21 protein-coding genes are annotated in these 21,020 nt (G+C 68.9%); 7 read left to right on the plus strand and 14 right to left on the minus strand.

What is annotated here, in order from left to right:
* The first annotated feature begins 1 nt into the window (after position 1).
* The 4 genes from ACXAID_RS09610 (at position 2) to ACXAID_RS09625 (ending at position 4,062) form a co-directional block, all read left to right on the plus strand.
* Positions 2-871, plus strand: coding sequence for an oxidoreductase (locus ACXAID_RS09610; RefSeq protein ID WP_475021972.1), 870 nt, complete (start codon positions 2-4; stop codon positions 869-871).
* Entirely contained in the window at positions 864-1,682 is an 819-nt protein-coding gene (locus tag ACXAID_RS09615; RefSeq protein ID WP_475021973.1) for a mycofactocin-coupled SDR family oxidoreductase, read from the plus strand. The genes ACXAID_RS09610 and ACXAID_RS09615 overlap by 8 nt, the downstream gene beginning before the upstream one ends.
* 104 nt (positions 1,683-1,786) lie before the next feature.
* Positions 1,787-2,947, plus strand: coding sequence for an acyl-CoA dehydrogenase family protein (locus ACXAID_RS09620; protein ID WP_475021974.1), 1,161 nt, complete (start codon positions 1,787-1,789; stop codon positions 2,945-2,947).
* Positions 2,948-2,955: 8 nt separating this feature from the next.
* Complete coding sequence (locus ACXAID_RS09625; protein WP_475021992.1) at positions 2,956-4,062, plus strand: acyl-CoA dehydrogenase family protein; 1,107 nt, start codon at positions 2,956-2,958, stop codon at positions 4,060-4,062.
* A gap of 3 nt (positions 4,063-4,065) precedes the next feature.
* Here the strand turns inward: ACXAID_RS09625 and ACXAID_RS09630 are convergent, their stop codons facing one another.
* The 6 genes from ACXAID_RS09630 to ACXAID_RS09655 form a co-directional block, all read right to left on the minus strand.
* Complete coding sequence (locus tag ACXAID_RS09630) at positions 4,066-4,854, minus strand: alpha/beta hydrolase (RefSeq protein WP_475021975.1); 789 nt, start codon at positions 4,852-4,854, stop codon at positions 4,066-4,068.
* Positions 4,855-4,881: 27 nt separating this feature from the next.
* Entirely contained in the window at positions 4,882-5,853 is a 972-nt protein-coding gene (locus ACXAID_RS09635) for a linear amide C-N hydrolase (protein WP_475021976.1), read from the minus strand.
* A gap of 128 nt (positions 5,854-5,981) precedes the next feature.
* A complete protein-coding gene (locus tag ACXAID_RS09640) occupies positions 5,982-6,656 on the minus strand; it encodes a DUF899 domain-containing protein (protein WP_475021977.1) in 675 nt (224 codons plus the stop codon).
* Positions 6,653-7,981, minus strand: coding sequence for a threonine/serine exporter family protein (locus ACXAID_RS09645; protein WP_475021978.1), 1,329 nt, complete (start codon positions 7,979-7,981; stop codon positions 6,653-6,655). Before ACXAID_RS09645 ends, ACXAID_RS09640 begins: the two co-directional genes overlap by 4 nt.
* Positions 7,978-8,877, minus strand: a complete 900-nt coding sequence (locus tag ACXAID_RS09650; protein ID WP_475021993.1) for an LLM class flavin-dependent oxidoreductase — start codon at positions 8,875-8,877, stop codon at positions 7,978-7,980. Before ACXAID_RS09650 ends, ACXAID_RS09645 begins: the two co-directional genes overlap by 4 nt.
* A 78-nt stretch (positions 8,878-8,955) precedes the next feature.
* A complete protein-coding gene (locus ACXAID_RS09655) occupies positions 8,956-10,092 on the minus strand; it encodes a TDT family transporter (RefSeq protein ID WP_475021979.1) in 1,137 nt (378 codons plus the stop codon).
* 123 nt (positions 10,093-10,215) lie between these two features.
* Between ACXAID_RS09655 and ACXAID_RS09660 the strand changes: the two genes are divergently transcribed.
* Genes ACXAID_RS09660 through ACXAID_RS09670 form a run of 3 tightly spaced genes read left to right on the plus strand, consistent with a single transcriptional unit; the run spans position 10,216 to position 13,074 of the window.
* Positions 10,216-11,526, plus strand: coding sequence for a sensor histidine kinase (locus ACXAID_RS09660; RefSeq protein WP_475021980.1), 1,311 nt, complete (start codon positions 10,216-10,218; stop codon positions 11,524-11,526).
* The gene (locus tag ACXAID_RS09665) at positions 11,514-12,158 is read left to right on the plus strand and encodes a response regulator transcription factor (RefSeq protein ID WP_475021981.1); all 645 of its coding nucleotides are present in this window, start codon (positions 11,514-11,516) and stop codon (positions 12,156-12,158) included. The genes ACXAID_RS09660 and ACXAID_RS09665 overlap by 13 nt, the downstream gene beginning before the upstream one ends.
* A gap of 31 nt (positions 12,159-12,189) precedes the next feature.
* Positions 12,190-13,074, plus strand: coding sequence for a DUF4097 family beta strand repeat-containing protein (locus ACXAID_RS09670; RefSeq protein ID WP_475021982.1), 885 nt, complete (start codon positions 12,190-12,192; stop codon positions 13,072-13,074).
* On the opposite strand, the gene ACXAID_RS09675 is transcribed toward ACXAID_RS09670, so the two are convergent.
* The 8 genes from ACXAID_RS09675 to ACXAID_RS09710 form a co-directional block, all read right to left on the minus strand.
* Positions 13,071-14,396, minus strand: coding sequence for a flavin monoamine oxidase family protein (locus ACXAID_RS09675; protein WP_475021983.1), 1,326 nt, complete (start codon positions 14,394-14,396; stop codon positions 13,071-13,073). The two genes, ACXAID_RS09670 and ACXAID_RS09675, sit on opposite strands and share 4 nt — an antisense overlap.
* Complete coding sequence (locus ACXAID_RS09680) at positions 14,396-15,418, minus strand: nitronate monooxygenase (RefSeq protein WP_475021984.1); 1,023 nt, start codon at positions 15,416-15,418, stop codon at positions 14,396-14,398. The genes ACXAID_RS09675 and ACXAID_RS09680 overlap by 1 nt, the downstream gene beginning before the upstream one ends.
* Positions 15,419-15,440: 22 nt before the next feature.
* Positions 15,441-15,917, minus strand: coding sequence for an Rrf2 family transcriptional regulator (locus ACXAID_RS09685; RefSeq protein WP_475021985.1), 477 nt, complete (start codon positions 15,915-15,917; stop codon positions 15,441-15,443).
* A 106-nt stretch (positions 15,918-16,023) separates the two neighbouring features.
* Positions 16,024-16,680 carry a hypothetical protein gene (locus ACXAID_RS09690; protein WP_475021986.1) on the minus strand — a complete coding sequence of 219 codons (657 nt, stop codon included), beginning with the start codon at positions 16,678-16,680 and terminating at the stop codon, positions 16,024-16,026.
* A gap of 111 nt (positions 16,681-16,791) precedes the next feature.
* Positions 16,792-17,523 carry a 3'(2'),5'-bisphosphate nucleotidase CysQ gene (locus ACXAID_RS09695; protein ID WP_475021987.1) on the minus strand — a complete coding sequence of 244 codons (732 nt, stop codon included), beginning with the start codon at positions 17,521-17,523 and terminating at the stop codon, positions 16,792-16,794.
* On the minus strand, positions 17,520-19,415 hold the full coding sequence (cysC, locus tag ACXAID_RS09700) for an adenylyl-sulfate kinase (protein WP_475021988.1): 1,896 nt from the start codon (positions 19,413-19,415) through the stop codon (positions 17,520-17,522). The genes ACXAID_RS09695 and cysC overlap by 4 nt, the downstream gene beginning before the upstream one ends.
* 64 nt (positions 19,416-19,479) lie before the next feature.
* Positions 19,480-20,409 carry a sulfate adenylyltransferase subunit CysD gene (gene cysD, locus ACXAID_RS09705; protein ID WP_475021989.1) on the minus strand — a complete coding sequence of 310 codons (930 nt, stop codon included), beginning with the start codon at positions 20,407-20,409 and terminating at the stop codon, positions 19,480-19,482.
* Positions 20,410-20,559: 150 nt separating this feature from the next.
* Positions 20,560-21,020, minus strand: a 461-nt coding sequence (locus ACXAID_RS09710; RefSeq protein WP_475021990.1) for a mannosyltransferase YkcB-related protein, incomplete at its 5' end; no start/stop codon positions are given.

Raw genomic sequence — 21,020 nt, forward strand, 5'->3', positions numbered from 1 at the left:
CATGGCGCGTTGGTTGATCACCGGCTGTTCCACCGGAATCGGACGCGAGATCGCCCGCGCCGCATTGCAGGCCGGCCATTCGGTGGTGGTGACGGCTCGCCGCACCGAATCGGTCGCCGACCTCGCCGGCGAGTTCGGTGGCCGTGCGGTGACCGTCGCGCTCGACGTCACCGACAAGGACCAGATCGCCGCCGCGGTCCGGGCCGCGTCCGACTCGTTCGGCGGCATCGACGTGCTGGTCAACAACGCCGGCAACGGCTATCTGTCCGCCATCGAGGAGGGTGAGGACGAGCAGGTCCGAAAGCTGTTCGACACCAACTATTTCGGCGTCGTCGACATGATCAAGGCGGCGCTGCCCGGCATGCGGGCCGCCAGATCGGGGCACATCGTGAACATCTCGTCGATGACCGGCCTGGTGGCCAACCCGCCCAACGCGTACTACTCGTCGACCAAGTTCGCGCTCGAGGCGCTGACCGAGGCGCTGGCACAGGAGGTCGCGCCGTTCGGCATCAAGGTGACCGCGATCGAGCCCGGCGCGTTCCGTACCGACTGGGCGGCCAGGTCGATGTGGGAGTCCGAGACGCCGATCAGCGACTACGACGACAGTGTCGGCTCACGAAAGACGCTGATCAAGGAGTTCGCCGACCATCTGCCGGGCGACCCCCGCAAGGTCGCCGAGGCGGTGCTGATGGTGGCCGCCCTCGACGAACCTCCGTTGCGGCTACTGCTCGGGCGTGACGTGCTGAAAGCCGTGCGGGACAAGCTCGCCGCGTTCTCGGCGTCGATCGACGAGTGGGAAGCGGTCACCAAAGACGTCGAGTTCCCGCCGCGGACGCGAGGAGCGAAAGCACCGGGGATTGAAGATGGGTGACCTCGACGGCCAGGTTGCGCTCGTCACCGGTGCCGCGCGCGGCATGGGGCGCGCGCACGCGGTGCAGCTTGCCGGCAACGGCGCTGACATCATCGCGCTCGACATCTGCTCCGGGTTCGACTTCACCGACTACCCCGGCGCCACCCCCGACGATCTCGACGAGACCACCAGACTCGTCGAGGCCCGGGGCCGCCGCGTCCTCGCCCGCCAAACCGACGTGCGCGATGCCGACGCTGTCGATGCCGCGGTCGCAGAAGGTCTCCAGGAGTTCGGCCGGCTCGACATCGTCATCGCCAACGCGGGCGTGATCCGGGTGACCGACAGCGCCGAACGCCGCCGGGACTTCCGCGAGATCATCGAGGTCAACCTGATCGGGGCGTGGAACACCGTCGACGCCGCGATACCGGCCCTGATCGGGGGCGGTCGCGGCGGGTCGATCGTGCTGACGAGTTCCACCCAGGGGCTGCGGGCCTCCGACACCAACCGGGCCGGGCTGCAGGCCTACGCCGCGTCCAAACGCGCCCTGGTCGCCCTGATGCAGGGGTGGGCGCGCCAGCTGGCGCCGCACTCGATCCGGGTGAACACCATCCACCCCAGCGGTGTGGCCACCGACATGGTCATGAACGAGTCGACGATGGCGCTGGCCGCCGCCGCCGATCCGTGGCTGATGGCCCAGCAGAACGCGCTGCCGATCGCGCTGGTTCAACCCGAAGACATCGCCGTTGCGGTGGCCTGGCTGGTCTCCGAGGCGGGCAGGTTCATCACCGGCACCTGCTGGCCGCTCGACGCGGGGTTCACCCTGCGCAGTTAGTCGCTGACCAGCCGGTTTGACCGGCGTCGAGATATACCCGTGCCAGCCGACCAACCGGGTGGTTAGTCTGGCACTAGATCCACCCACCGGACCAGGAGGCCGCCATGCAGCTGGCGCTGACACCCGAGGAAGCCGCGTTCCGCGACGAGCTTCGGACGTTCTTCCGCACCGAGATCCCCGCCGAGATCCGGGAACGCAGCCGCAAGGGCGGCGAGATCGACCGCGACGACATCGTCACCACCCACAAGATCCTCCACGAGCACGGGCTGGCGGTGCCGAACTGGCCGGTCGAGTGGGGCGGCAAGGACTGGACACCCACCCAGAAGCAGATCTGGCTGGACGAGATGCAGCTGGCCAGCGTGCCCGAGCCACTGACGTTCAATGCCAGCATGGTCGGCCCGGTGGTCGCCGAATTCGGGTCCCAGGAGCTCAAGGAGCGATTCCTGCCCCCCACCGCCGCGCTGGACATCTGGTGGTGCCAGGGCTTCTCCGAACCCGAAGCCGGCTCGGACCTGGCGTCGCTGCGGACCACCGCGCTGCGCGACGGCGACAGCTACGTCGTCAACGGCCAGAAGACCTGGACCACGCTGGGCCAGTACGCCGACTGGATCTTCTGCCTGGTCCGCACCGACCCCAACGCCCCGAAGAAACAGGCCGGCATCTCGTTCCTGCTCTTCGACATGAACACCCCCGGCATCACGCTGCGGCCGATCAAACTCATCGACGGCAGCTTCGAGGTCAACGAGGTCTTCTTCGAAGACGTCCGGGTGCCCGCCGACCAGCTCGTCGGCGAGGAGAACCAGGGCTGGAGCTACGCCAAGTTCCTCCTGGGCAACGAACGCACCGGCATCGCCCAGGTCGGGCGCACCAAGCTGCGGCTCTCCGACGTCAAGGCGCGGGCCAAAGCCAGCGGACTGCTCGACGATCCGCTGTTCGCCGCCCGGCTCGCCGAGGCCGAGAACGACATCCTGGCCCTCGAACTCACCCAGATGCGGGTCACCTCGAGCTCGGAGGGCGGCAAACCCAACCCGGCGTCCTCGGTGCTGAAACTGCGCGGCAGCCAACTGCAGCAGCTCGCCACCGAGCTGATGGTCGAGGTCGCCGGCGCCGACGCGCTGCCGTTCGAGGCGGGGACGGCGATCACCTCACCCGAGTGGGCACAGCACAGCGCACCGCACTATCTGAACTACCGCAAGACCTCGATCTACGGCGGCAGCAACGAGGTCCAGCGCACCATCATCTCGTCAACCATCCTCGGAGTGTGAGCGCCACCATGGATTTTCAACTCAGCGAAGAGCAGGTCCTGCTGCGGGACACCACCCGGGAGGTGGTGTCCCGCACCTACGACATCGAACACCGGCTCAAAGTCCTCGACAGTGAACTCGGTTGGAGCCGCGACGTCTGGAGCCAGCTCGCCGAGATCGGCATCCTGGGATTGGGTTTCGAGGAAGACGCGGGCGGCCAGATCGAGATCCAGGCCGCGCTGACCGAGATCGGCCGCCGCCTGGCCCCCGAGCCCGTGGTGCACGCCGCGCTGGGGCCGGGCTCGCTGATCGCCGAGGTGGGCACCGCCGAGCAGCGGGCGCTGCTCGACGAGGTGGCCGCCGGGGAACGGCTGCTGGCGTTCGCGCATTCCGAGCCGGGGATGCGCCTGCCAGCCGGCCAGGTCGCGACGAAGGCTGTCCGCCAGGGTGATTCGTGGGCGCTGACCGGGTGCAAGAATCCCGTTCTGGCCGGCGACTGCGCGGACACACTGGTGGTCAGCGCCGCGCTGCCCGACGGCGGCACCGGGGTGTTCCTCGTCGATGCCGGCGCTGTGCGCCGGGAGCCCTACCGCACGTTCGACGGTCAGCGCGGAGCCCAGCTCGACCTGGACGCGGTGTCCGCCCAGCCCCTCGGTGAGGCCGTCGACGCCTCCGCCGCCATCAGCCATGCGCTGGTTCGCATCTCCTCGGCCCTGTGCGCCGAAGCACTCGGGGCGATGGAGGAAGCGCTGCGGCTGACCACCGAATACCTCACCCAGCGCAAGCAGTTCGGCGTCACGCTCAACACGTTCCAAACGCTGACCCAGCGCGCCGCGGACATGTACGTCTCACTCGAGCTGGCCCGCAGTATGACGCTGTATGCGGCCATGTCGATCGCCGACGGCAACCTGGACCCGACGATCGCCGCGCGGGCCAAGCTGCAGATCGGTCGCTCGGGACGGCACATCAGCCAGGAGGCCATTCAGCTGCACGGCGGCATCGGCGTCACGGCCGAGTACCCGGTGGGCCACTACGCGGCCCGGCTGACCGCGATCGAGAACACGCTGGGGTCCTCGCAGGATCAGCTGCACGTGCTCATCGGCCATCTCGACGACTACGAGGTCGTGACGGTCTAGGCGCTACCGGCCCTGGCTCTCCAACCAGGCGGCGATCCGGTCGGCCACGGCGCTCCACTGTGGTTCGAGCATCATGTCGTGGGCCATGGCCGGGAAGATCTCGGCCTCGGTTCCGTACACCTCACCGGTGCGACGGACCTCGCGCACCGAGACGATGACGTCGTTCTCCGCCCCGAGAACCAGCATGGGCACCGACGCCACCCGTTTCGTCCTGACCAGGTCAAGCATCACCATGTCCAGGTAGGCCAGGTAGGACTCGTCCTGCAGGCGGCGCTGAAACCCGACGACGTCGGCGTCGGGAGTGGCCGCGGAGAGGAACAGCTGACGCGCGAGGTCCGGGGTGGCGACCATCGGCCCCAAGCGGAGCTCGGCATTGGCCTTGAGGAACGGCATCGGGTGGTGCCGCGCGGTGCGCAGCGTCGCCCCCAGCGCACCGGCCGGCGGGATCGCCGCGAGCAGAACCGCTCCGGCGCACCGCCGGCGCTCGAGGAACTTCTGGACGACGAAACCGCCCATCGAGTGGCCAACCAGGACCGGCGGCACCGGCAGCGAATCGACCAGCCCGATCAGATCGTCCACGTAGTCGCGAATCCGAGTCCGGCGCAACCGCTCGATTCCAGGGCTTCCGGCGTGCCCCCGCAGACTGGGCGCCAAGCATGCGTAGCCGCGCTCGGCGAAATAGTCCAGAAAGTGCTCGTCCCAGCACCAGGCGCCGTGCCAGGCGCCGTGCACGAACAGCAACGGGGTCGAATGATCTTCGGCGGCCGACCCTTTCGAGATGATCTCCAGCACGTGCGCCTCCTCGTCCTCGAGTCCTCGTCAGAAACCGATGGGGCCCGGCGCCAACCGGGCCGTCACGTCGCCGATCATCGTCTCGTCGTACGGGTTGGCCACCAGCGGATCGCCGCCGGCGGCGAGGTCGAGCCCGTCGAAGCGCACCCAGATGGTGTTGGGGCTGGTGGTCAGCTCGAAGAAGTAGACGCGATTGGTCAGATCACAGACGGTGCGGTATTCGGTGTTGTAGACGCCGAATTCGCCATAGGGCGCCCCGAACGGCACCGAAACGTTGCGCATCACCGCCATCACCCCGGCGACCGCCTGGCGTTCGTTCGCAGGATCGGGAAGCAGCGCGGAATAGTATGCCGCGCGCTGGAACCGGTCGACGGCGTTGACGTTGCCGGGCAACGGCATGTCCCGGGACGGGTGGGAGAAGTCCTGCGCGGCCAGCAGCGCCAGCTGCTCGTCATAGCTGGGATCGTTGGTCATCAAGGTGAACTGGCGGCCGTGATGGATCACCGGGTTGCCGTGGTCGAACTCGATGATCGCCGAGTCGCCCGTCACGTCCTCCAACGCGAGGTGGATCGTCGCGTCGTGACCGTGCGCGCCGACCATCACCACGTCGATTCCGTCCATCAACGCCAGCGCTTCGTCCACGGTGGCGGCCTGATCGAGCAGGTACTGCAGCCACATGCCCGCGTGTACGCCGGGCTCGGCGGGGTTACGCAGTCCGAAGTCGGTGGATTTCAGGTACAGCCCGTGCCCGGCCAGGCCCTTCTCGTTGAACCCGTCGATGCCGCCCAGCCCGTAGACCGTGGTGACCAGGCTGGTGTAGCGGCTGGTCCAGCGCAGCGGATTGCGCGGAACGACGTCGACGCCGGCCAGTGCGCCGCCATCGCGTGCGCGGCCCGCTGGGAACGCCACGATCAGCGGTTCGGTAGATTCCGGCCAGTCCATGCTGCGACCGGTCAGTACCGCAAGGTCATTGGAGTTCCACAACACGCGGGTGCACACGGCCCTAAACACTAGGCCAGACACGGCGCCGCCCCACCGGGTTCCCGATGCCGAGCGTCCGCTTGTTGACGAAAAATCGACGAATTTGGTCACAATGCGTACTCCCGCGACCGGCCGGCGGGCCCCGCTCAGTACGCGTCGTGCAACCGGATCCACTCGTAGGGCGGCTGCTGCGGCCAGCCCTGCGGTGAGTTCTCCCAGGTCTCCTGGCGTCCGTACGGCGTGAGGTCGAGCAGGTCGAACACCACCATGAAGGGTTCCTCGCCGCGGTCGAACGTCTGCCAGGTGTGGAACACCCGATCACCGTCGCGCAGGAACACGCTGATCGAGTGCCGCTCCTGTCCGTCGACTGTGACGTGGAAGTCGTCGTTGAACGTCGACCCGCCCGACGAAACCCACGGCAGATCCCAGCCCATCCGATCCTTGAACGCCACCAGCTTGCCCACCGGCGCGCGGGACACCAGCACGAACGAGGTGTCCTTGGCGTACAGATGCGAGAGCGGCCCGACGTGGTCGGCCATCATCGAGCATCCCGCGCAGCCCTCGTCCCAGTCGGGCCCGAACATGAAGTGCTGCACGATGAGCTGACTGCGGCCCTCGAACAGGTCCGCCAGCGTCAGCGGGCCGGATTCGTGTTCGAACACGTACGGGGTGTCGATCTCGACCATCGGCAGGCGGCGGCGCGCCGCGCTCACCGCATCCTTGGCCCGGATGAGTTCTTTCTCCAGCACCAGCAGTTCGGCTCGCGCCGTATCCCATTCGGACCGGGACACGATCGGCGGCAGCGGTCGGCTGTCGGTCACAGCACAACCTTGCCGCCGGTGCCGACGCCGCCCGGGATCCTGGCCTTGGTCCGCGCCTGGATGGTGTCGAAGATGCTCCAGGCCAGCAGCGTGCCCAGCGCGATCGAGAAGACGGCGGAGAAGGTGGTGGCCAGCGTCATGGCGTTGAACGAGTGGCCCGCGGTGGCCTCGCTGAGCGATTCGAAGCCCAGGCCTCCGGGCACCAGCGACCAGAAGGCGGCGAGAAGCATGACGTACATCGGCGGCGCGGTCTTCATCCTGGCCGCGATCATGGCGAACGGGAAGACCAGCAGCGCACCCACGGCCCCGGAGTGTGCCGACGACAGAAACAGGCCACCCACCTGCTGACCGACCAGGGCTACCGCCACGGCGGCCGTCAGCCACGGCAAGGAACCGCGCGGGGCCGAAAGATACAAATAAAGGCCGATTCCGATGACGGCGATGGCCACGTAGAACGAAACCGGACCGATCTGGGTCGCCGTGGGGTGCGGGGTCACCTTCCCGGCGATGGAAATGCCGATCACCACCCCGAACACCAGCAGCATCAACTGCACGAGGCCGTACACCAACCGGCTCGACCCCGCCATGACCGCGCCGCCGGCAAGTTCCAGGGCACCGATCGTCAGCGACAGCCCCGGCAGCGTGGCCACCAGGGCCGGGGCGATGATCCTGATCAGCTCGTCGCCGGCGGCGTCGGCGACGAACCAGATGGCCAAGGTCGTCACCACCGCCGCGGACAACGACGGCACGACGACGGCCAATGTCGGCACCTTGGCGGCGGCGACGACGATGCCCCCGACCACGGCACCGAGAAACAGGTAGGCCCACAACGCCGTCCATGCCGGATTCATCACGATGCCGAACCCGAGGGTGGTGATGACATAGCCGACCAGCGTGGTGAACGGGCCGAAGCGGGGCCGTGCGGTGCGCGCCTCGGCGACGGCGTGCACCGCGTCCGTCGGCGTGATCGCACCCGCCGAGGCCAGCCGGACGATCTTGTCGATCTTTCCGGCGCGATCGAGTTGCGTGGTGCCGTGCGTCGAGGTCGTCACCTCGTGAGCGGTGCTGCCCACCTGGACGATCAGCACCGTCGGCAACACGACGATTCGGGCCGGCTCGGTGGTGTAGCGCGCGGCGACGTGGGTCAGGATCGAGTTCACGAAACCGCTGGGAACCTGGACCTCCACCAGCGCGATGCCGAGGTCGCGCAGCATCTGCGCGACCTCGCCCACAGGATAGGTGTCGGGTGGGGCCAGTGGTGCCGGAGCCTGCTTGCTCAGCGACTCCCATGTCCGCGCGGCGCGGGCACGCCAGGTTGTCGTCATGTCTGCAGATTGTCGCCCAGCCGGCCGAAATCCTCGACGACTTCGGCGACACGACGCACCTGGTCGATGTCCGAACTCGTCGGAATCAGGTGGATCTCATCGGTGCCGACCTCGGCGAACCGTTCCAGCACGGCGCGCAGCTCGTCCTCGGTGCCGGCCCAGCCGGTGGTCGGGGCCATCGCCTCCACCACCTCCGGCGGTATCCAGTTCATGTATCGCAGCAGGTGGCGGCGCACCTGCTCGCGGGGGGCGTCGCCGTCGCCGAGGGCGAACCAGAACGAGGTCGCCAGGTGGGGTGCGGCCTTGCCCTGTTGCCGCCAGGCCTCGCGGGCGACGTCGAACAGCTCGCCGTCCCGGGCCACGTCGAGGTCCAGGGTGATGCCGGCCAACCCGTCGGCCCACGCCGCCGCGCTGCGCACCGTCTTGGGCCCCATCGTGCCGACCAGCAGCTGCGGTCCGCCCGCCTGCACCGGCGCAGGACCCACCGGCAGCGTCGAATCGGTGACCTTCTCCCCCGCCCACACGCGCTTCATCACCGCCACCCGATCGGCCATCTGCCGCATGGTCTGGGTCGCAGGATCGGCGCCGACGGCCCGGTAGTCCTCATGGCGCCCGCCCACCCCGACACCGACGGTGAGCCGTCCGCCACTGAGGACATCGCCGGTGGCCAGCGCCTTGGCGAGCATCACCGGGTCGTGCAGCTGCGGGATCACCACGGTGGTCACCAACCGCACCCGGTCGGTCCAGGCGCCCAGCGCGCCGAGCAGGGTGAGGCTCTCCGGGTTGTCGAACGCGATGCGCTCACCCCAGCACAGCGACGAGAACGGGCCGCCGTCGACGAGCTGCGCCCAGGATTTCAGCGTCGTACGGTCCAGATCGGGTTCCATCACCGGCATCGTCATCCCGATTCGCACGTCGGCGATTCTGGCATGCCGCGCGGATCCGGCGCGCAGAACGACCCTCCCGTTTCGCGCCTAATCCTTGCGGGCCCGGATCGGGTCGGGGGCCGGCGGGTTGAACAGCACGCCGCGCAGCCCGTAGCGCAAGGTGCGCACCGCCACCAGCATCCAGGTGCACAACAGGCCCAGATAGGCGATCGCGGCGGCATACCGGAAGGCCGGCAGTTCGGTGTGCACGGCCAGCTGGGTGGTTCCGGTGACGAAGGTGCCGACCGGGAACGTCAGGCTCCACCACGTCAGGGCGAACGGCATCCCCCGGCGCAGCGTGCGCACCGTCAATGCGGTGGCCAACGCGATCCACAGCACCGAAAAGCCCCACACCGGGACGCCGTAGAGCACCGCGAACACGCTCATCCCTTCGGCCAGGTGCTCGTCGACGGCCAGCGCGGCGTCGGTGCCGAGCAGTCCGGCCACGGTGATCGACTGGCCCAGCGGGCCCAGCACGATCCACAACGTGGGCACGCGCGCGGTGCCCGAGGTGCCGAAGTGCGCCAGCCGGCTCCACACCATCGTGATGATGATCAGCGACGCGACCAGCGACAGCCCGAACATCGCGTAACAGCCGTAGAGCATGGTGGCGCGACCGACACCCTCGGCCATGTGCGGGATCAACAATGCGCCGGTGGCCGCCGCGACCATCGGCGGCACCACCGGCATCAGCCAGCCGCCGAACGCGGCGTCGGGCTCCACCCGGTACTGGGTGAACATCAGATACGGGATGCTCAGCGCGGTGTACAGGCCACCGATGGTGCCGGTGATCCACAGGATCCAGGCCAGATTCACCGCGGTCCGCATGCCGATCAGGTCCACGCCGACCAGCAGCGCCCCGGCGCCGACGGTCAGCAGCGCCATCGGGGCGGCCCCGTAGAAGTGGGCCATCTGCGGGTTGCGGACGTGGCTGCGGGCCATCTCGGAGTTACGCACCCAATGCGCAACCGTCGCGACGATGAGCACCACCAGCCACGCGGCCGCGACCACCCACACCAATTGGGCGAACGCCCGCAGTCCAGGGACGTGCACAGGCAGGGAGGCGCCGGCGGTGGCCACGATCCCGGTGCCCATCACCGAGGCGAACCAGTTCGGGCCGATGTATCCGAGTATTGTGGGCCGTCGGCCGGTCGTGTCGGCGGTCATGGGTGCCAGTATGGCCATTGTCGGCTCGGGTTGTGCACAAAGGTGTCGTCGCACCGCCGTGCCGTCACTGGAGGAAAACCCCCACCCGTGTCTCGGGAAAACGCTGTGTCCCCGGCGCCCGCGGGTCCATAGGTTGGGTGCATGGCCGTAGTGACTGATCTGGACACCGTCGCCGAGACGGTTCCCGCCGACGCCGCCAAGCCGCGCCCACGCGCATTCGGCGTGGTACCCACCGCGTCGTTGATCGCCGGGGGCGCACTGGCGGTGGTGTGGTTCTGGATTCCGTTGGGAATCGTGCTGATCGGTATCTCGTCGATACCCAGCATCGTCGGATTCCTGGTCGCCGGAGTGGTGTTCATCTATCTGATGCGCGGCGTCGACCGGGTCGAACGGGTTCGCAGTCAAGCGGTGTTCGGCATGGACATCGGCATCCCCCCGAGACGGCTTTCCCCGTACAGCGGCTTTGCGCGCTGGGCGCACCAACTGTGGCTCGACCTCAGCAGCGCCCGATTCTGGAAGTCGGTGACCCACCACTACCTGCGCATGATCTACGACGGGTTGGTCACCGGCCTGACGTTCGTGCTGCTGGGGTTCACCTTCCTCGCGCCGGCGGCCGCGATCGCGATCGGCAACAGTGACCCCGAGAGCGGGCTGTCGTTCCTACCGACCCCGGTGGCCGTTGCGCTCGCGATCGTCGCACTGGCGGCCGCGGCGACGATGCTGGTGTTCGCCCCGGCCTTGGATGCCACCATCGATCGCTGGCTGCTCAGCCCGTCGCCGACCGCCGCACTGCAGTATCAGGTCAGTGCGCTGGCCGACGCCCGGGAGGGCGCGGTGACCTCGGCGCAGACCGAGCGCCACCGCATCGAACGAGACCTGCACGACAGCGTCCAACCGCGGCTGGTGTCGCTGGCGATGACGATCGGGCTGGCGCAGACCAAGTTCGACAGCGATCTCCCCGCGGCGAAGTCGCTGATCGCCGAGGCGCACGAGGACGCCAAGAGTGCCCTGGTCGAGCTGCGCAACGTCGTGCGCGGTATCGCCCCGACCATCCTGTCCGACCGCGGCCTGGACGCCGCACTGTCCTCGGTGGTGCAGCGCACCGCGAACTCCGGGGTACCGACGACGCTGAGCGTGGAGCTGCCGCGTCGGCTGCCCGACGAGATCGAGGCATGCGCCTACTTCGTGGTGGCCGAGGCACTGACGAACGTCACCAGACATTCCGGCGCCACGCACGCAGCGGTCACCGTGCGGCTCGATGAAGCGTCGAACCACCTGCACGTCACCGTGTTCGACGACGGGCACGGCGGGGCACACATCACCGACGACGGTGACGCCACCGGGCTGCGCGGCCTCGACGAGCGGGTGCGGGCCGCCCGCGGCACGTTCACGGTGTCCAGCCCGGTCACCGGACCCACGATCATCACCGCGGTGCTGCCATGCGCATCGTGATCGCCGAAGACTCCGCACTGCTGCGCACCGGGATCGAACGGATCCTGACCGACGCCGGCCACGAGGTGATCGCCGGGGTGCCCGACGCCACCAACCTGCTGCGGCTGGTCAACGAGCACCGTCCCGATCTGGCGATCGTCGACGTCCGGATGCCGCCGACGTTCACCGACGAAGGCATCAGGGCCGCCGCCCTGCTGCGCTCCCAGAATCCGGAATCCGCGGTACTGGTGCTGTCGCACTATGTCGAGGAACGCTATGCCGCCGATCTCATCGCCGCGGACACCAAGGGATTCGGCTATCTCCTCAAGGACCGGGTGGCCGATGTCCCCGCCTTCCTCGACGCCGTGCAGGTCGTCGGCAACGGTGGCACCGTGCTCGATCCCGAGGTGGTGTCCCAGATCCTGATCCGGTCGCACCGGCGCAACGTCCTCGACGCGTTGACGCCCCGCGAACACGAAGTGCTGCAGCTTATGGCCGAGGGAAGAACCAATTCGGCCATCGCGACGGCGCTGCACATCTCGGTCGGGTCGGCCGAGAAGCACATCGCCTCGATCTTCTCCAAGCTCGATCTCATCCCCGACGAGAGCGAGAACCGCCGCGTGCTGGCCGTTCTGCGTTACCTCGAATCCTGAACGTAGACAACGGACCCGAGAGGACTCTGCTGTGACCGCACCCACCGCCGCTCCCCCTGAGCCGGCCTCGCCACCGCCTCCGCTGTCGCCCGGCGGACGCACCGCGGTGCGTGTGCTGCTGATCGCCATCGCGTGCGCCGTGATCCTGGGCGTCGTGGTGTCGCTGGCCAGTCTGGCGTGGGGGCTGAGCAGGTTCCGGGTGCTCGCCGACACCATCGCGCTGCCCGCCACCATGAGCACCCTCGCCGTCGACACCGGCACGGTGCCAGTCGCCATCCGCATCATCGGCGACCGCGACGCCACCGAACCGCGCATCGACATGCGGATGGTCACCGCCACCCGAGCGGGCTCACAACCGTGGGCACTCAGCGAGGACGGCGCCACGGCCCAGGTGAGCATCAAGTCGGAAGCATCGCCGTTGCTGCACTGGGGCAGAGCCGGGGAGATCCGGGTCATCCTGCCACCCGAGCTGGCTGGCAACCTCACTGTCACGACGAACCAGAAGATGGGGTTGGTGTTCGCCGATGCCGACCTCGACGCGCTGGTGGCCAGGACCGAAGAAGGCGCCGTCGTGCTCAACGGATCGGCGCGCCACATCGACATCTCCAACGATCACGGCGACGTCCACACCCGCGCGGCGATCTCGGTGAGCGAATCGTTTCGCGCAGTCACCGCTACCGGCGACATCAGCGTCGACTTCGCCGCGCCACCACCGGTCGTCGACACCCAGACCGGCAACGGCGAGGTCGTTCTCGCAGTACCGGCTCCCGGTCCGTACGTGGTGAACGCGACGACCGGCCAGCCATGGGGTTCCACGATGGTGACGGTTCCCCAGACTCGTGACACCGCCGACGCCGCGTCGGTGATCACGGCCCGCTCGGACGACGGCGACGTCGTCGTCGAGCCGCTGGACTAACTCAGGATCCGGTCCGCCGCGCGCAGCCCGCTGAGGTAGGCCCCGTGCACGGTCGCGAAGAACTCCTCGTGTGTCGCCTCTCCGGCGAAAGACAGGCGTTTCCCCGCCGGTTCGGCCAGCGCCCGCTGATCGCGGGGGCTCGACCCCGCAGCGAGGAAACTGTAGGAGCCCCGCGCGTACGGGTCGGCCGCCCACCGGGTCACCAGCGCGCCGACGGGTTGCCCCAGGCCCAGCGCCGCAAGCACCTCGTCGACCGCCTCCCGGTCGGAGAGTTTCTCGCGGGTCTGCGCGGCGACGCCGCCCCGCAAGCCGACCAGAAGCGGGGTCTGGGCGAAGCGCAGGCCGTTGACCAGATCTGAGACGGGCTGGCCACGACCGGCGACTCCGAACACGTCGACGTCCTCGGGCCAGGTCGCCTCGTCGAACCTCAGCACGACCTTGTCGAGTACCCCGAATCCCAGCCGTTCGATGGCGCGCCGCTGATCTGACCGCAGCGGCGGGTAGAAGTCGATGACACCTGCCTTGAGCACGCCGAGCGGGACCGTCACGATCACCCGGTCGGCCTCGACCGTGCCGTGGCTGGTCTGCACCGCGACCTGGGCGCCGCCGTAGTCGATGCCGGTGACCTCGGTATCCAACTGGATCTGCAGGCCCCGCGAAAGGTGTTGGACGAGTTGTCCGTAGCCGTTCGGCAGCAGCACATCGGGGCCGTCGAGCTCACCCTCGCTGCCGAACCAGCGCAGCGACAGTTCGTCCGGGTCGGCGGCGTATTCGGCGGTGATGCTCGACGCGATGGCCCACTGGATCAGCGGATCGTCGCGGTCGGCGAAGCGCGCCAGCGCGCTCGCCAGCGACGCGTACGGTCCGGCGTCCCCGGCCGCCTCATAGACCTGGCCCATAGTGGCTTCCCAGCTACGGGCCGCGGCGGCCAGGTCGGCCTCCGGGACCGGCCTGCCGTCTTGCAGGACGGCGACGTTGTCGAAGTCGGTTTCGACCGTCCGGGCGCCCGCTTGGGCGGCCAGCTCGGTCAGCGGGTTGCCCTGGGTGCCGTGGATCCAGGCCGCACCCAGGTCGACGGGCACCCCGAGCGAGGTGTCCGTCCAGGTACGCCCGCCGATCCGGCTGCGCGCCTCGAGTACCGTCACCGCGACCCCCGAGTCGGCCAGCCGCCGTGCGGCGGCCAGGCCGGCCATGCCGGCTCCCACCACGACGACGTGGTCGGCGCCGCCGTCCTGCGCACCGCCGGCGCATCCCCCCACCCACGGCGCGGCCACCAGCGCACCGAATCCCAGTGCGAACGCGCGGCGGGTCAGCTCAGCCATCAGTGGGAAGAGATCAGTGCTCGGATGATCGCGGCCGCCGGAGCCGGTTGCGCCTTCGCGTAACCGGTGCCGGCCCACACATTGACCCCGTTCGGATCCCCGGCCCGCACCGCCGCGGCGCGCACCGGGCTGGTCAGGTAGTGCACCTCGGGGTAGCCGAACGGAGCGTCGACGTCGTGCTCGTCGATGAACCTGTTCCGCAGCCCCCGGGCATACCGGCCGGAAAACGACTTGGTCACAACGGTTTCGGTGAACGCCGGGTCGGTCAGCGCGGCCCGGTGCACGGCGCTGCTGCCCGCTTCGTCGGCCAGCAGGAAAGCCGTCCCCAGCTGTGCCGCGACCGCTCCGCACCGCCGGACCCGCGCCACGTCCTCGGCGTTCATCAACCCGCCGGCCGCCACCACCGGCACGTCGAGATCCGCGACGACGGCCGCCAGCAGGTGCTCGAGCGGCTCATCGGACGGGGTTGCGGTGGGATCGAAGGTGCCGCGGTGCCCACCGGCCCGAGGCCCCTGGACAGCAAGGCAATCCACCCCGCAGCCGGCGGCACGACGCGCTTCGTCCAGGGTGGTCACCGTCGCGACGGTGGTGATGCCGGCCGCGCTGAGCCGGCACAGATCCTCGGCACCGGGGAGCCCGAAGGTGAACGACACCACCTCGGGTGCGAGTTCGACCAGCACGTCGAGCTTGGCGGACCAGTGGTCGTCGCTGAACCGGGGCTCGCCGAGGGTGACGCCGTAGCGTTGCGCCTCCCCGGACAGCGCGCCGGCGTAGCGGTCGATCGCGTCGGGGGTGGCCGCGCTGGGGTGCGGGACGAACAGATTGGCGCCGAGTGGTCCCGAGGTGAGTCGGCGCGCCGCGGTCAGGCGCTCGGCGAACGCGTCGGCGGACAGGTAGCCGGCGGCGACGAAGCCGAGCCCGCCAGCGTTCGATCCGGCTGCGGCGAGTTCGGGCGTCGACGGGCCCCCGGCCATCGGCGCGATGAGGATCGGGGCAGCGAGATCGCGGACATCGAACGCCACAGGCAATTCCTACCACGCCGGCTCAGAGGTCGGAATGCCCGCGCGCTTCCTCCTGGCTGCGGTAGTCGGCGGCGAAACCCCGGACATGTTCGGGTAGCTCGCCGGCGGCGACGGCGGCCAGACTGGTCTGTTCCAGGACCGACCGCATGCTGGCCCGGAGGGCGCGCCAGACATCGGTCAGGGCGGCGGTCGGGCCCGAGTACGGCAGGTCCCCGAGGCCGATGTCGCGCACGCTGGCCAGCGGGCCGTCGATACAGCGCAACACGTCGGCGATGCTGATGTCGGCGGCCGGGCGGCCCAGTTCGTAGCCCCCGTCGCGGCCCCGGTGGCTGCGTACCAGCCGGTCGGTGCGCAGGTCGGACAGGATGTCGACGAGGAACTGCGCCGGGATGCCCTGTGCCCTGGCCAGGTCCTCGGTTTTGACCAGGGTGCCGGCGTCCACGGTGGCCAGCTGGATCATGGCGCGGACGGCGTACTCCGCCTTCGCCGACATCCGCATGGGCCAAGGTTAGTCGGGTCGGTCGGCGGATTCGGGGACCACGACGGTGAACGGGTCGGCGCGCGCCGCGCCACACCCGGTCGCCGGATCGCCGTCGGCGAGGTCGTCAGGCCCCGCCCGACGGGTCGGCGCAGTCCAGCCACTGTCCGTCCTCGCGGACATAGGGGGTGTTCTCGGTGCTGGTCTGCGGCGGGTTGTCGCCCATCTGGCGGGTGGCGGTGACGTCCGCGCTGGCCGTGTCGCCGGCGACCTGGATGTTGTCTACGCTGTCGACGGTCAACGTCAGGGATTGGGTCAGCAGCTCGAGCATGCCGTCCTGGTAGGCCTGCTGGTCGTAGTCGACGATCGCCTGCGCGACCTGGTCGAGGGTCTGCGGTGAGGCACCACCACCGAACTGCTGGCCGAGCTGGTCGGCGACCACCTCCGGGTCCAGCGTCGAGACCTGCTCGCGCGGGCCGAACTGACTGATCGGCGGAACCAGGTTGGCTCCCGGGTCGCGGGCCTGTTCGCGGTACTGCAAGCAGGTCAGATCCGCCAGGGCGTCCCAGTCGCCGTCGGCGATGGCATCGGTCTGGGCGGCGACGAGCGCGCGGATCTGCTGTTCGTCGGAACCCGCCGTGGCAGCCGGGGCTGACGATTCGGGGGCTGACGACTCGGCGGCAGTGCTCGACGACTCGGCGGGCGACGGAGGCGGGGCGGCGTCCTCGGATCCGCAGCCGGCCAGACTCAGGCCGAGGACCACCGCTGCGACGGCGTAACGCACAATCACCACCCCTTACGGTCCGCGCACCAAGCCGGCGGCGGAGAGACTTCGGGCCGACTCTATCCCCCGTCGCTCGTGACGCAAGCACCCGCGGGCGCGTGCCCCGACCGATCAGCCGGCGGTGACGGCCAGCACGGCCTCGGCGAGCTCGGGGCGGCACACGACCAGGTCGGGCAGCTTCGAGTCGCGCTGGTTGTAGATCAGCGGCGAACCGTCGATGCGTGAGGTGTGCAGTCCGGCGGCGCGCGCCACCGCGACCGGCGCGGCGGAATCCCACTCGTACTGACCGCCGGCGTGCACGTAGACGTCGGAGAGTCCCTGCACGACTGAGGCGACTTTGGCTCCGGCCGAACCCATCTCGACGAGTTCGCCGCCGAGTGCGTCTCTGACCGAGAGCGCGATCGCCGGTGGCCGGGTCCGCGACACCACGACGCGCGCCACCTCCGGCGCCGGCGGTGGGGCACCGACCGTGGGAGTCGCCAGCGTCATGTCCTGCGCCGGCAGCGCGACCGCGCCCGCGATCAGTTCGCCTGCTTCCCACAGCGCGACGTGCACGGCCCAGTCGGTGCGGCCGAGTTCGGAGAATTCCCTGGTTCCGTCGAGCGGATCGACGATCCAGACCCGTTGCGACGACAGCCTGACCGGATCATCGACCCCTTCTTCGGACAAGACGGCGTCATCGGGCCGCTCGGCGGCCAGCGCTGCCATCAGGAAGTCGTGAGAGCGCTTGTCACCCGCCGCTTTCCGCTCAGTGGCCTCGGCGTCGGCGAATTCGGTGCGGACGTCGAGCAGCAGTCTGCCTGCCTCGGCGGCCAGTCGCGCCGCCAGTTCGTGATCGTTCACCGGTCGCGGCCCTCGAGCAGTCCGATGACCTCGGCTGCCAGCTCGTCGGGTGAGCGCTCCGGGGTGAGCCGCAGATCAGGGTTCTTCGGCCGCTGATAGGGGCTGTCGATACCGGTGAAATGGGTGATCTCACCCGAGCGCGCCTTGGCGTACAGACCCTTCGGATCGCGCCTCTCACAATCGTCGAGCGGGGTGTCGCAGAAGACCTCGAGGAAGTCGACACCCGCGTCCTGTGCCACGGCGCGAGCCAGTTCCCGATGCTCTTCCAGCGGGCTGATCGCCGGGACCAGCACGACCTGTCCGGAGTCGGCGAGTATCGCCGCCACATGCGCCAGGCGCCGCAGGTTCTCCGAGCGGTCGGCCATCGAGAAGCCCAGGTCGGCGTTCAGCCCGTGCCGCAGGTTGTCGCCGTCGAGAACGTAGGCGGGAACTCCCTTTTCGAGCAGCTTCTGTTCGACCAGCATCGCCACCGAGGACTTGCCCGAACCGGACAGGCCGGTGAACCAGATCATCCTGCCCTTGCTCAGCCTGTCCTCGGACGTGCACAGCGACTCGTGCCGCACCGTGTTCGGGCTCGCGCTGCGCGCGGTCACCGAGGGCAGCACCATGCCGGCCGCCACCGTGACGTTGGTGTTCGGGTCGATCAGGATGAACGAGCCGGTCGCCGCGATGCGGCTGTACTCGTCGATCAGCAGCGGCACCTGGGACCGCAGCGAAATCCGGCCCAGCTCGTTGAGCTTGAGCGCGGTCGCGGACTTGTCCCGGTGCAACGTGTTCACGTCGAGCCGGTAGTCCAGGCCGGTGACCTTGACCCGGGTGGTGCGGGTGGTGTGCTTGATGACGTAGTCCCGTCCGGGCTCCAGCGAGGAGCCGTCGGCCATCCAGCACACCGTGGCGTCGAACTCCTGCGCGATGCGCGGCTGGTTGTTCGGGCGGGCGATCATGTCGCCACGGGAGATGTCGATGTCGTCGGCCAGGCTGATCGACACCGCCATCGGCGGGAACGCCTCGTCGATGGGGCCGCCGGGTCCCTCGATCGCGGCGATGTGACTGGTCCGGCCCACCGGCAGGACCGCGACCTCGTCGCCCACCCGCATCACGCCGCTGGCCACGCTGCCGGCGTAGCTGCGGTGGTCGTGATGGTCGCGGGTCTGCGGCCGGATCACGTACTGCACCGGGAATCGGACGTCGACCAGGTTGCGGTCGCCGGCGACGTAGACGTCTTCGAGGTGACTCAGCAGCGTGGGCCCGTCGTACCACGGGGAGGCGGCGGATTTGGTGACCACGTTGTCGCCGTTGAGCGCCGAGAGCGGGATGGTCGTGACGTCGTGGACGTCCAGACGCGCGGCGAAGTCGTGGAAGTCGTCGCGGATCTTCTCGAATCGTGCTTCGTCCCAGTCGATCAGGTCCATCTTGTTGACGGCCAGCACAACGTGCTGGACGCCCAGCAGCGACGCCAGGAACGCGTGCCGGCGCGACTGTTCGAGCAGCCCGTGGCGGGCATCGACCAGCACGATCGCCAGGTGCGCGGTCGACGTGCCGGTGACCATGTTGCGGGTGTACTGGATGTGGCCGGGGGTGTCGGCGATGATGAATTTGCGTTTGGCGGTTGCGAAGTAGCGGTAGGCGACGTCGATCGTGATGCCCTGTTCGCGTTCGGCGCGCAGGCCGTCGGTCACCAGAGCGAGGTCGGTGAAGTCGTGTCCGCGTTCCCGCGAGGTCCGCTCGACCGAGGCCAGCTGGTCTTCCATGACGGCCTTGGAGTCGAACAGCAGCCGGCCGATCAGGGTGGACTTGCCATCGTCGACCGATCCGGCGGTCGCGATCCGCAACAGCGTCGCGGTGGGCTTGGTCAGCGTGGCTTCCGCGGCCCGGGTTTCGGTCGTACTCATCAGAATCCTCGCTTCTTCGCGCAAGCGCTCATCAGAAGTCCTCTGTTCTTCGCGCAAGCGCTCATCAGAAGTACCCCTCACGCTTGCGGTCTTCCATGCCTGCTTCGGAGATCCGGTCGTCGGCGCGGGTGGCTCCACGCTCGGTGAGCCGGGACACCGCGGTCTCGGCGATCACCTCGGCGACGGTGGCCGCCTCGGACTCCACGCAGCCGGTGCAGGTGACATCGCCGACGGTGCGGAAGCGCACCGACTTCTCGATCACCGGTTCGTCGGGGCCGGGTTGCAGATACTCGTGCACGGCCAGCAGCATGCCGTCGCGCTCGAAGACCTTGCGGCGGTGCGCGTAGTAGATCGAGGGCAAGGTGATCTTCTCGGCGCCGATGTAGGACCAGATGTCGAACTCGGTCCAGTTGGACAGCGGGAAGGCCCGGATGTGCTCACCCTTGCGGTGCCGGCCGTTGTAGAGGTGCCACACCTCCGGGCGCTGGTTCTTGGGGTCCCACTGGCCGAACTCGTCGCGGAAGCTGAACACCCGCTCCTTGGCGCGTGCCTTCTCCTCGTCACGCCGCGCCCCGCCGAAGGCGGCGTCGAACCTGTTCTCCCGGATGCCGCGCAACAACGTCACGGTCTGCAGCGGGTTGCGCGATGAGCCGCTGTCGACGACCCGTCCGGCGGCGATGTCGTCCTCGACGCTGGCCACGACCAGGCGCACGCCGTGCTCGGCGACCAGAGCGTCGCGAGTGGCGATGACTTCTTCGAAGTTGTGCCCGGTGTCGACGTGCATCACCGGGAACGGCAGCCGGCCGGGACGGAACGCCTTGATCGCCAGTTGCAGCATCACGATGGAGTCCTTGCCGCCGGAGAACAGCAGCACGGGCCGTTCGAACTCGGCGGCCACCTCCCTGATGATGTGGATGGCCTCGGCCTCCAGCGCACGCAGATGGCTCAGCTCGTAGCGCCCGGCGTTGTGGACGATCTCGTCGGTGGCTGTCATGTTTCCCCGTAAAGTTGGTACGTCTGACCAGATTTATTATCTTGGTGGGGATTATTGCTGGGCCGGGCCTGCCTGTCAACGCAGCCGAGACTGAGCTTGCGTGCGAAATCGGGCGGACTTCTCGCACACAAGCTCAGTCTCGCGGGCTACTCAGGCCTGCAGGTCGTAGACCGTGGCGCCGCCGACCTCCATCGGGACGAAGTTCTGCTGCACCCATGCGGTGATCTGGCTGGACGCACTGCCACCCCCGCCCGCACCACCGGGACCATCTCGCCCACCGGGGCCGCCGGGGCCATCGGAGGCGATGAAGTAGCGAACCTGCCCGTCGGCCACATAGGCCTGGAACTGTTCGAGGGTGGGCGCGTCATCGCCGCCGTTGAAACCACCGATCGCCATCACCGACGCACCCGTCTGCAGCTCGAGACCGCCCGCACTCATCGACCCCACGCTGGCAGCGGCCCAGCGGTTGTCGGCGGAGGACACCAGCTCCTGCAGGTCCGTGTCGTCGGCGGCCGAACCACCCGGCCCGCCCGGCCCGCCGGGTCCCGGCTGGTCTGCGGCGACGGGCCCCGACATGGTGCCCGGCCCGCTGCTGACATGCGTCGCGGTCT

This window comes from Mycobacterium sp. ABE4_509 (assembly GCF_056160785.1).

What these genes read in the sequence shown, in the direction of transcription:
- ACXAID_RS09615 (WP_475021973.1), top strand. Translation starts at nt 864, where the DNA reads ATGGGTGACCTCGACGGCCAGGTTGCGCTCGTCACCGGTGCCGCGCGC.
- ACXAID_RS09620 (WP_475021974.1), top strand. Translation starts at nt 1,787, where the DNA reads ATGCAGCTGGCGCTGACACCCGAGGAAGCCGCGTTCCGCGACGAGCTT.
- cysC (WP_475021988.1), bottom strand. Translation starts at nt 19,415, where the DNA reads ATGAGTACGACCGAAACCCGGGCCGCGGAAGCCACGCTGACCAAGCCC.
- ACXAID_RS09685 (WP_475021985.1), bottom strand. Translation starts at nt 15,917, where the DNA reads ATGCGGATGTCGGCGAAGGCGGAGTACGCCGTCCGCGCCATGATCCAG.
- ACXAID_RS09610 (WP_475021972.1), top strand. Translation starts at nt 2, where the DNA reads ATGGCGCGTTGGTTGATCACCGGCTGTTCCACCGGAATCGGACGCGAG.
- ACXAID_RS09665 (WP_475021981.1), top strand. Translation starts at nt 11,514, where the DNA reads ATGCGCATCGTGATCGCCGAAGACTCCGCACTGCTGCGCACCGGGATC.
- ACXAID_RS09675 (WP_475021983.1), bottom strand. Translation starts at nt 14,396, where the DNA reads ATGGCTGAGCTGACCCGCCGCGCGTTCGCACTGGGATTCGGTGCGCTG.
- ACXAID_RS09660 (WP_475021980.1), top strand. Translation starts at nt 10,216, where the DNA reads ATGGCCGTAGTGACTGATCTGGACACCGTCGCCGAGACGGTTCCCGCC.
- ACXAID_RS09650 (WP_475021993.1), bottom strand. Translation starts at nt 8,877, where the DNA reads ATGCCGGTGATGGAACCCGATCTGGACCGTACGACGCTGAAATCCTGG.
- ACXAID_RS09655 (WP_475021979.1), bottom strand. Translation starts at nt 10,092, where the DNA reads ATGGCCATACTGGCACCCATGACCGCCGACACGACCGGCCGACGGCCC.
- cysD (WP_475021989.1), bottom strand. Translation starts at nt 20,409, where the DNA reads ATGACAGCCACCGACGAGATCGTCCACAACGCCGGGCGCTACGAGCTG.
- ACXAID_RS09645 (WP_475021978.1), bottom strand. Translation starts at nt 7,981, where the DNA reads ATGACGACAACCTGGCGTGCCCGCGCCGCGCGGACATGGGAGTCGCTG.
- ACXAID_RS09625 (WP_475021992.1), top strand. Translation starts at nt 2,956, where the DNA reads ATGGATTTTCAACTCAGCGAAGAGCAGGTCCTGCTGCGGGACACCACC.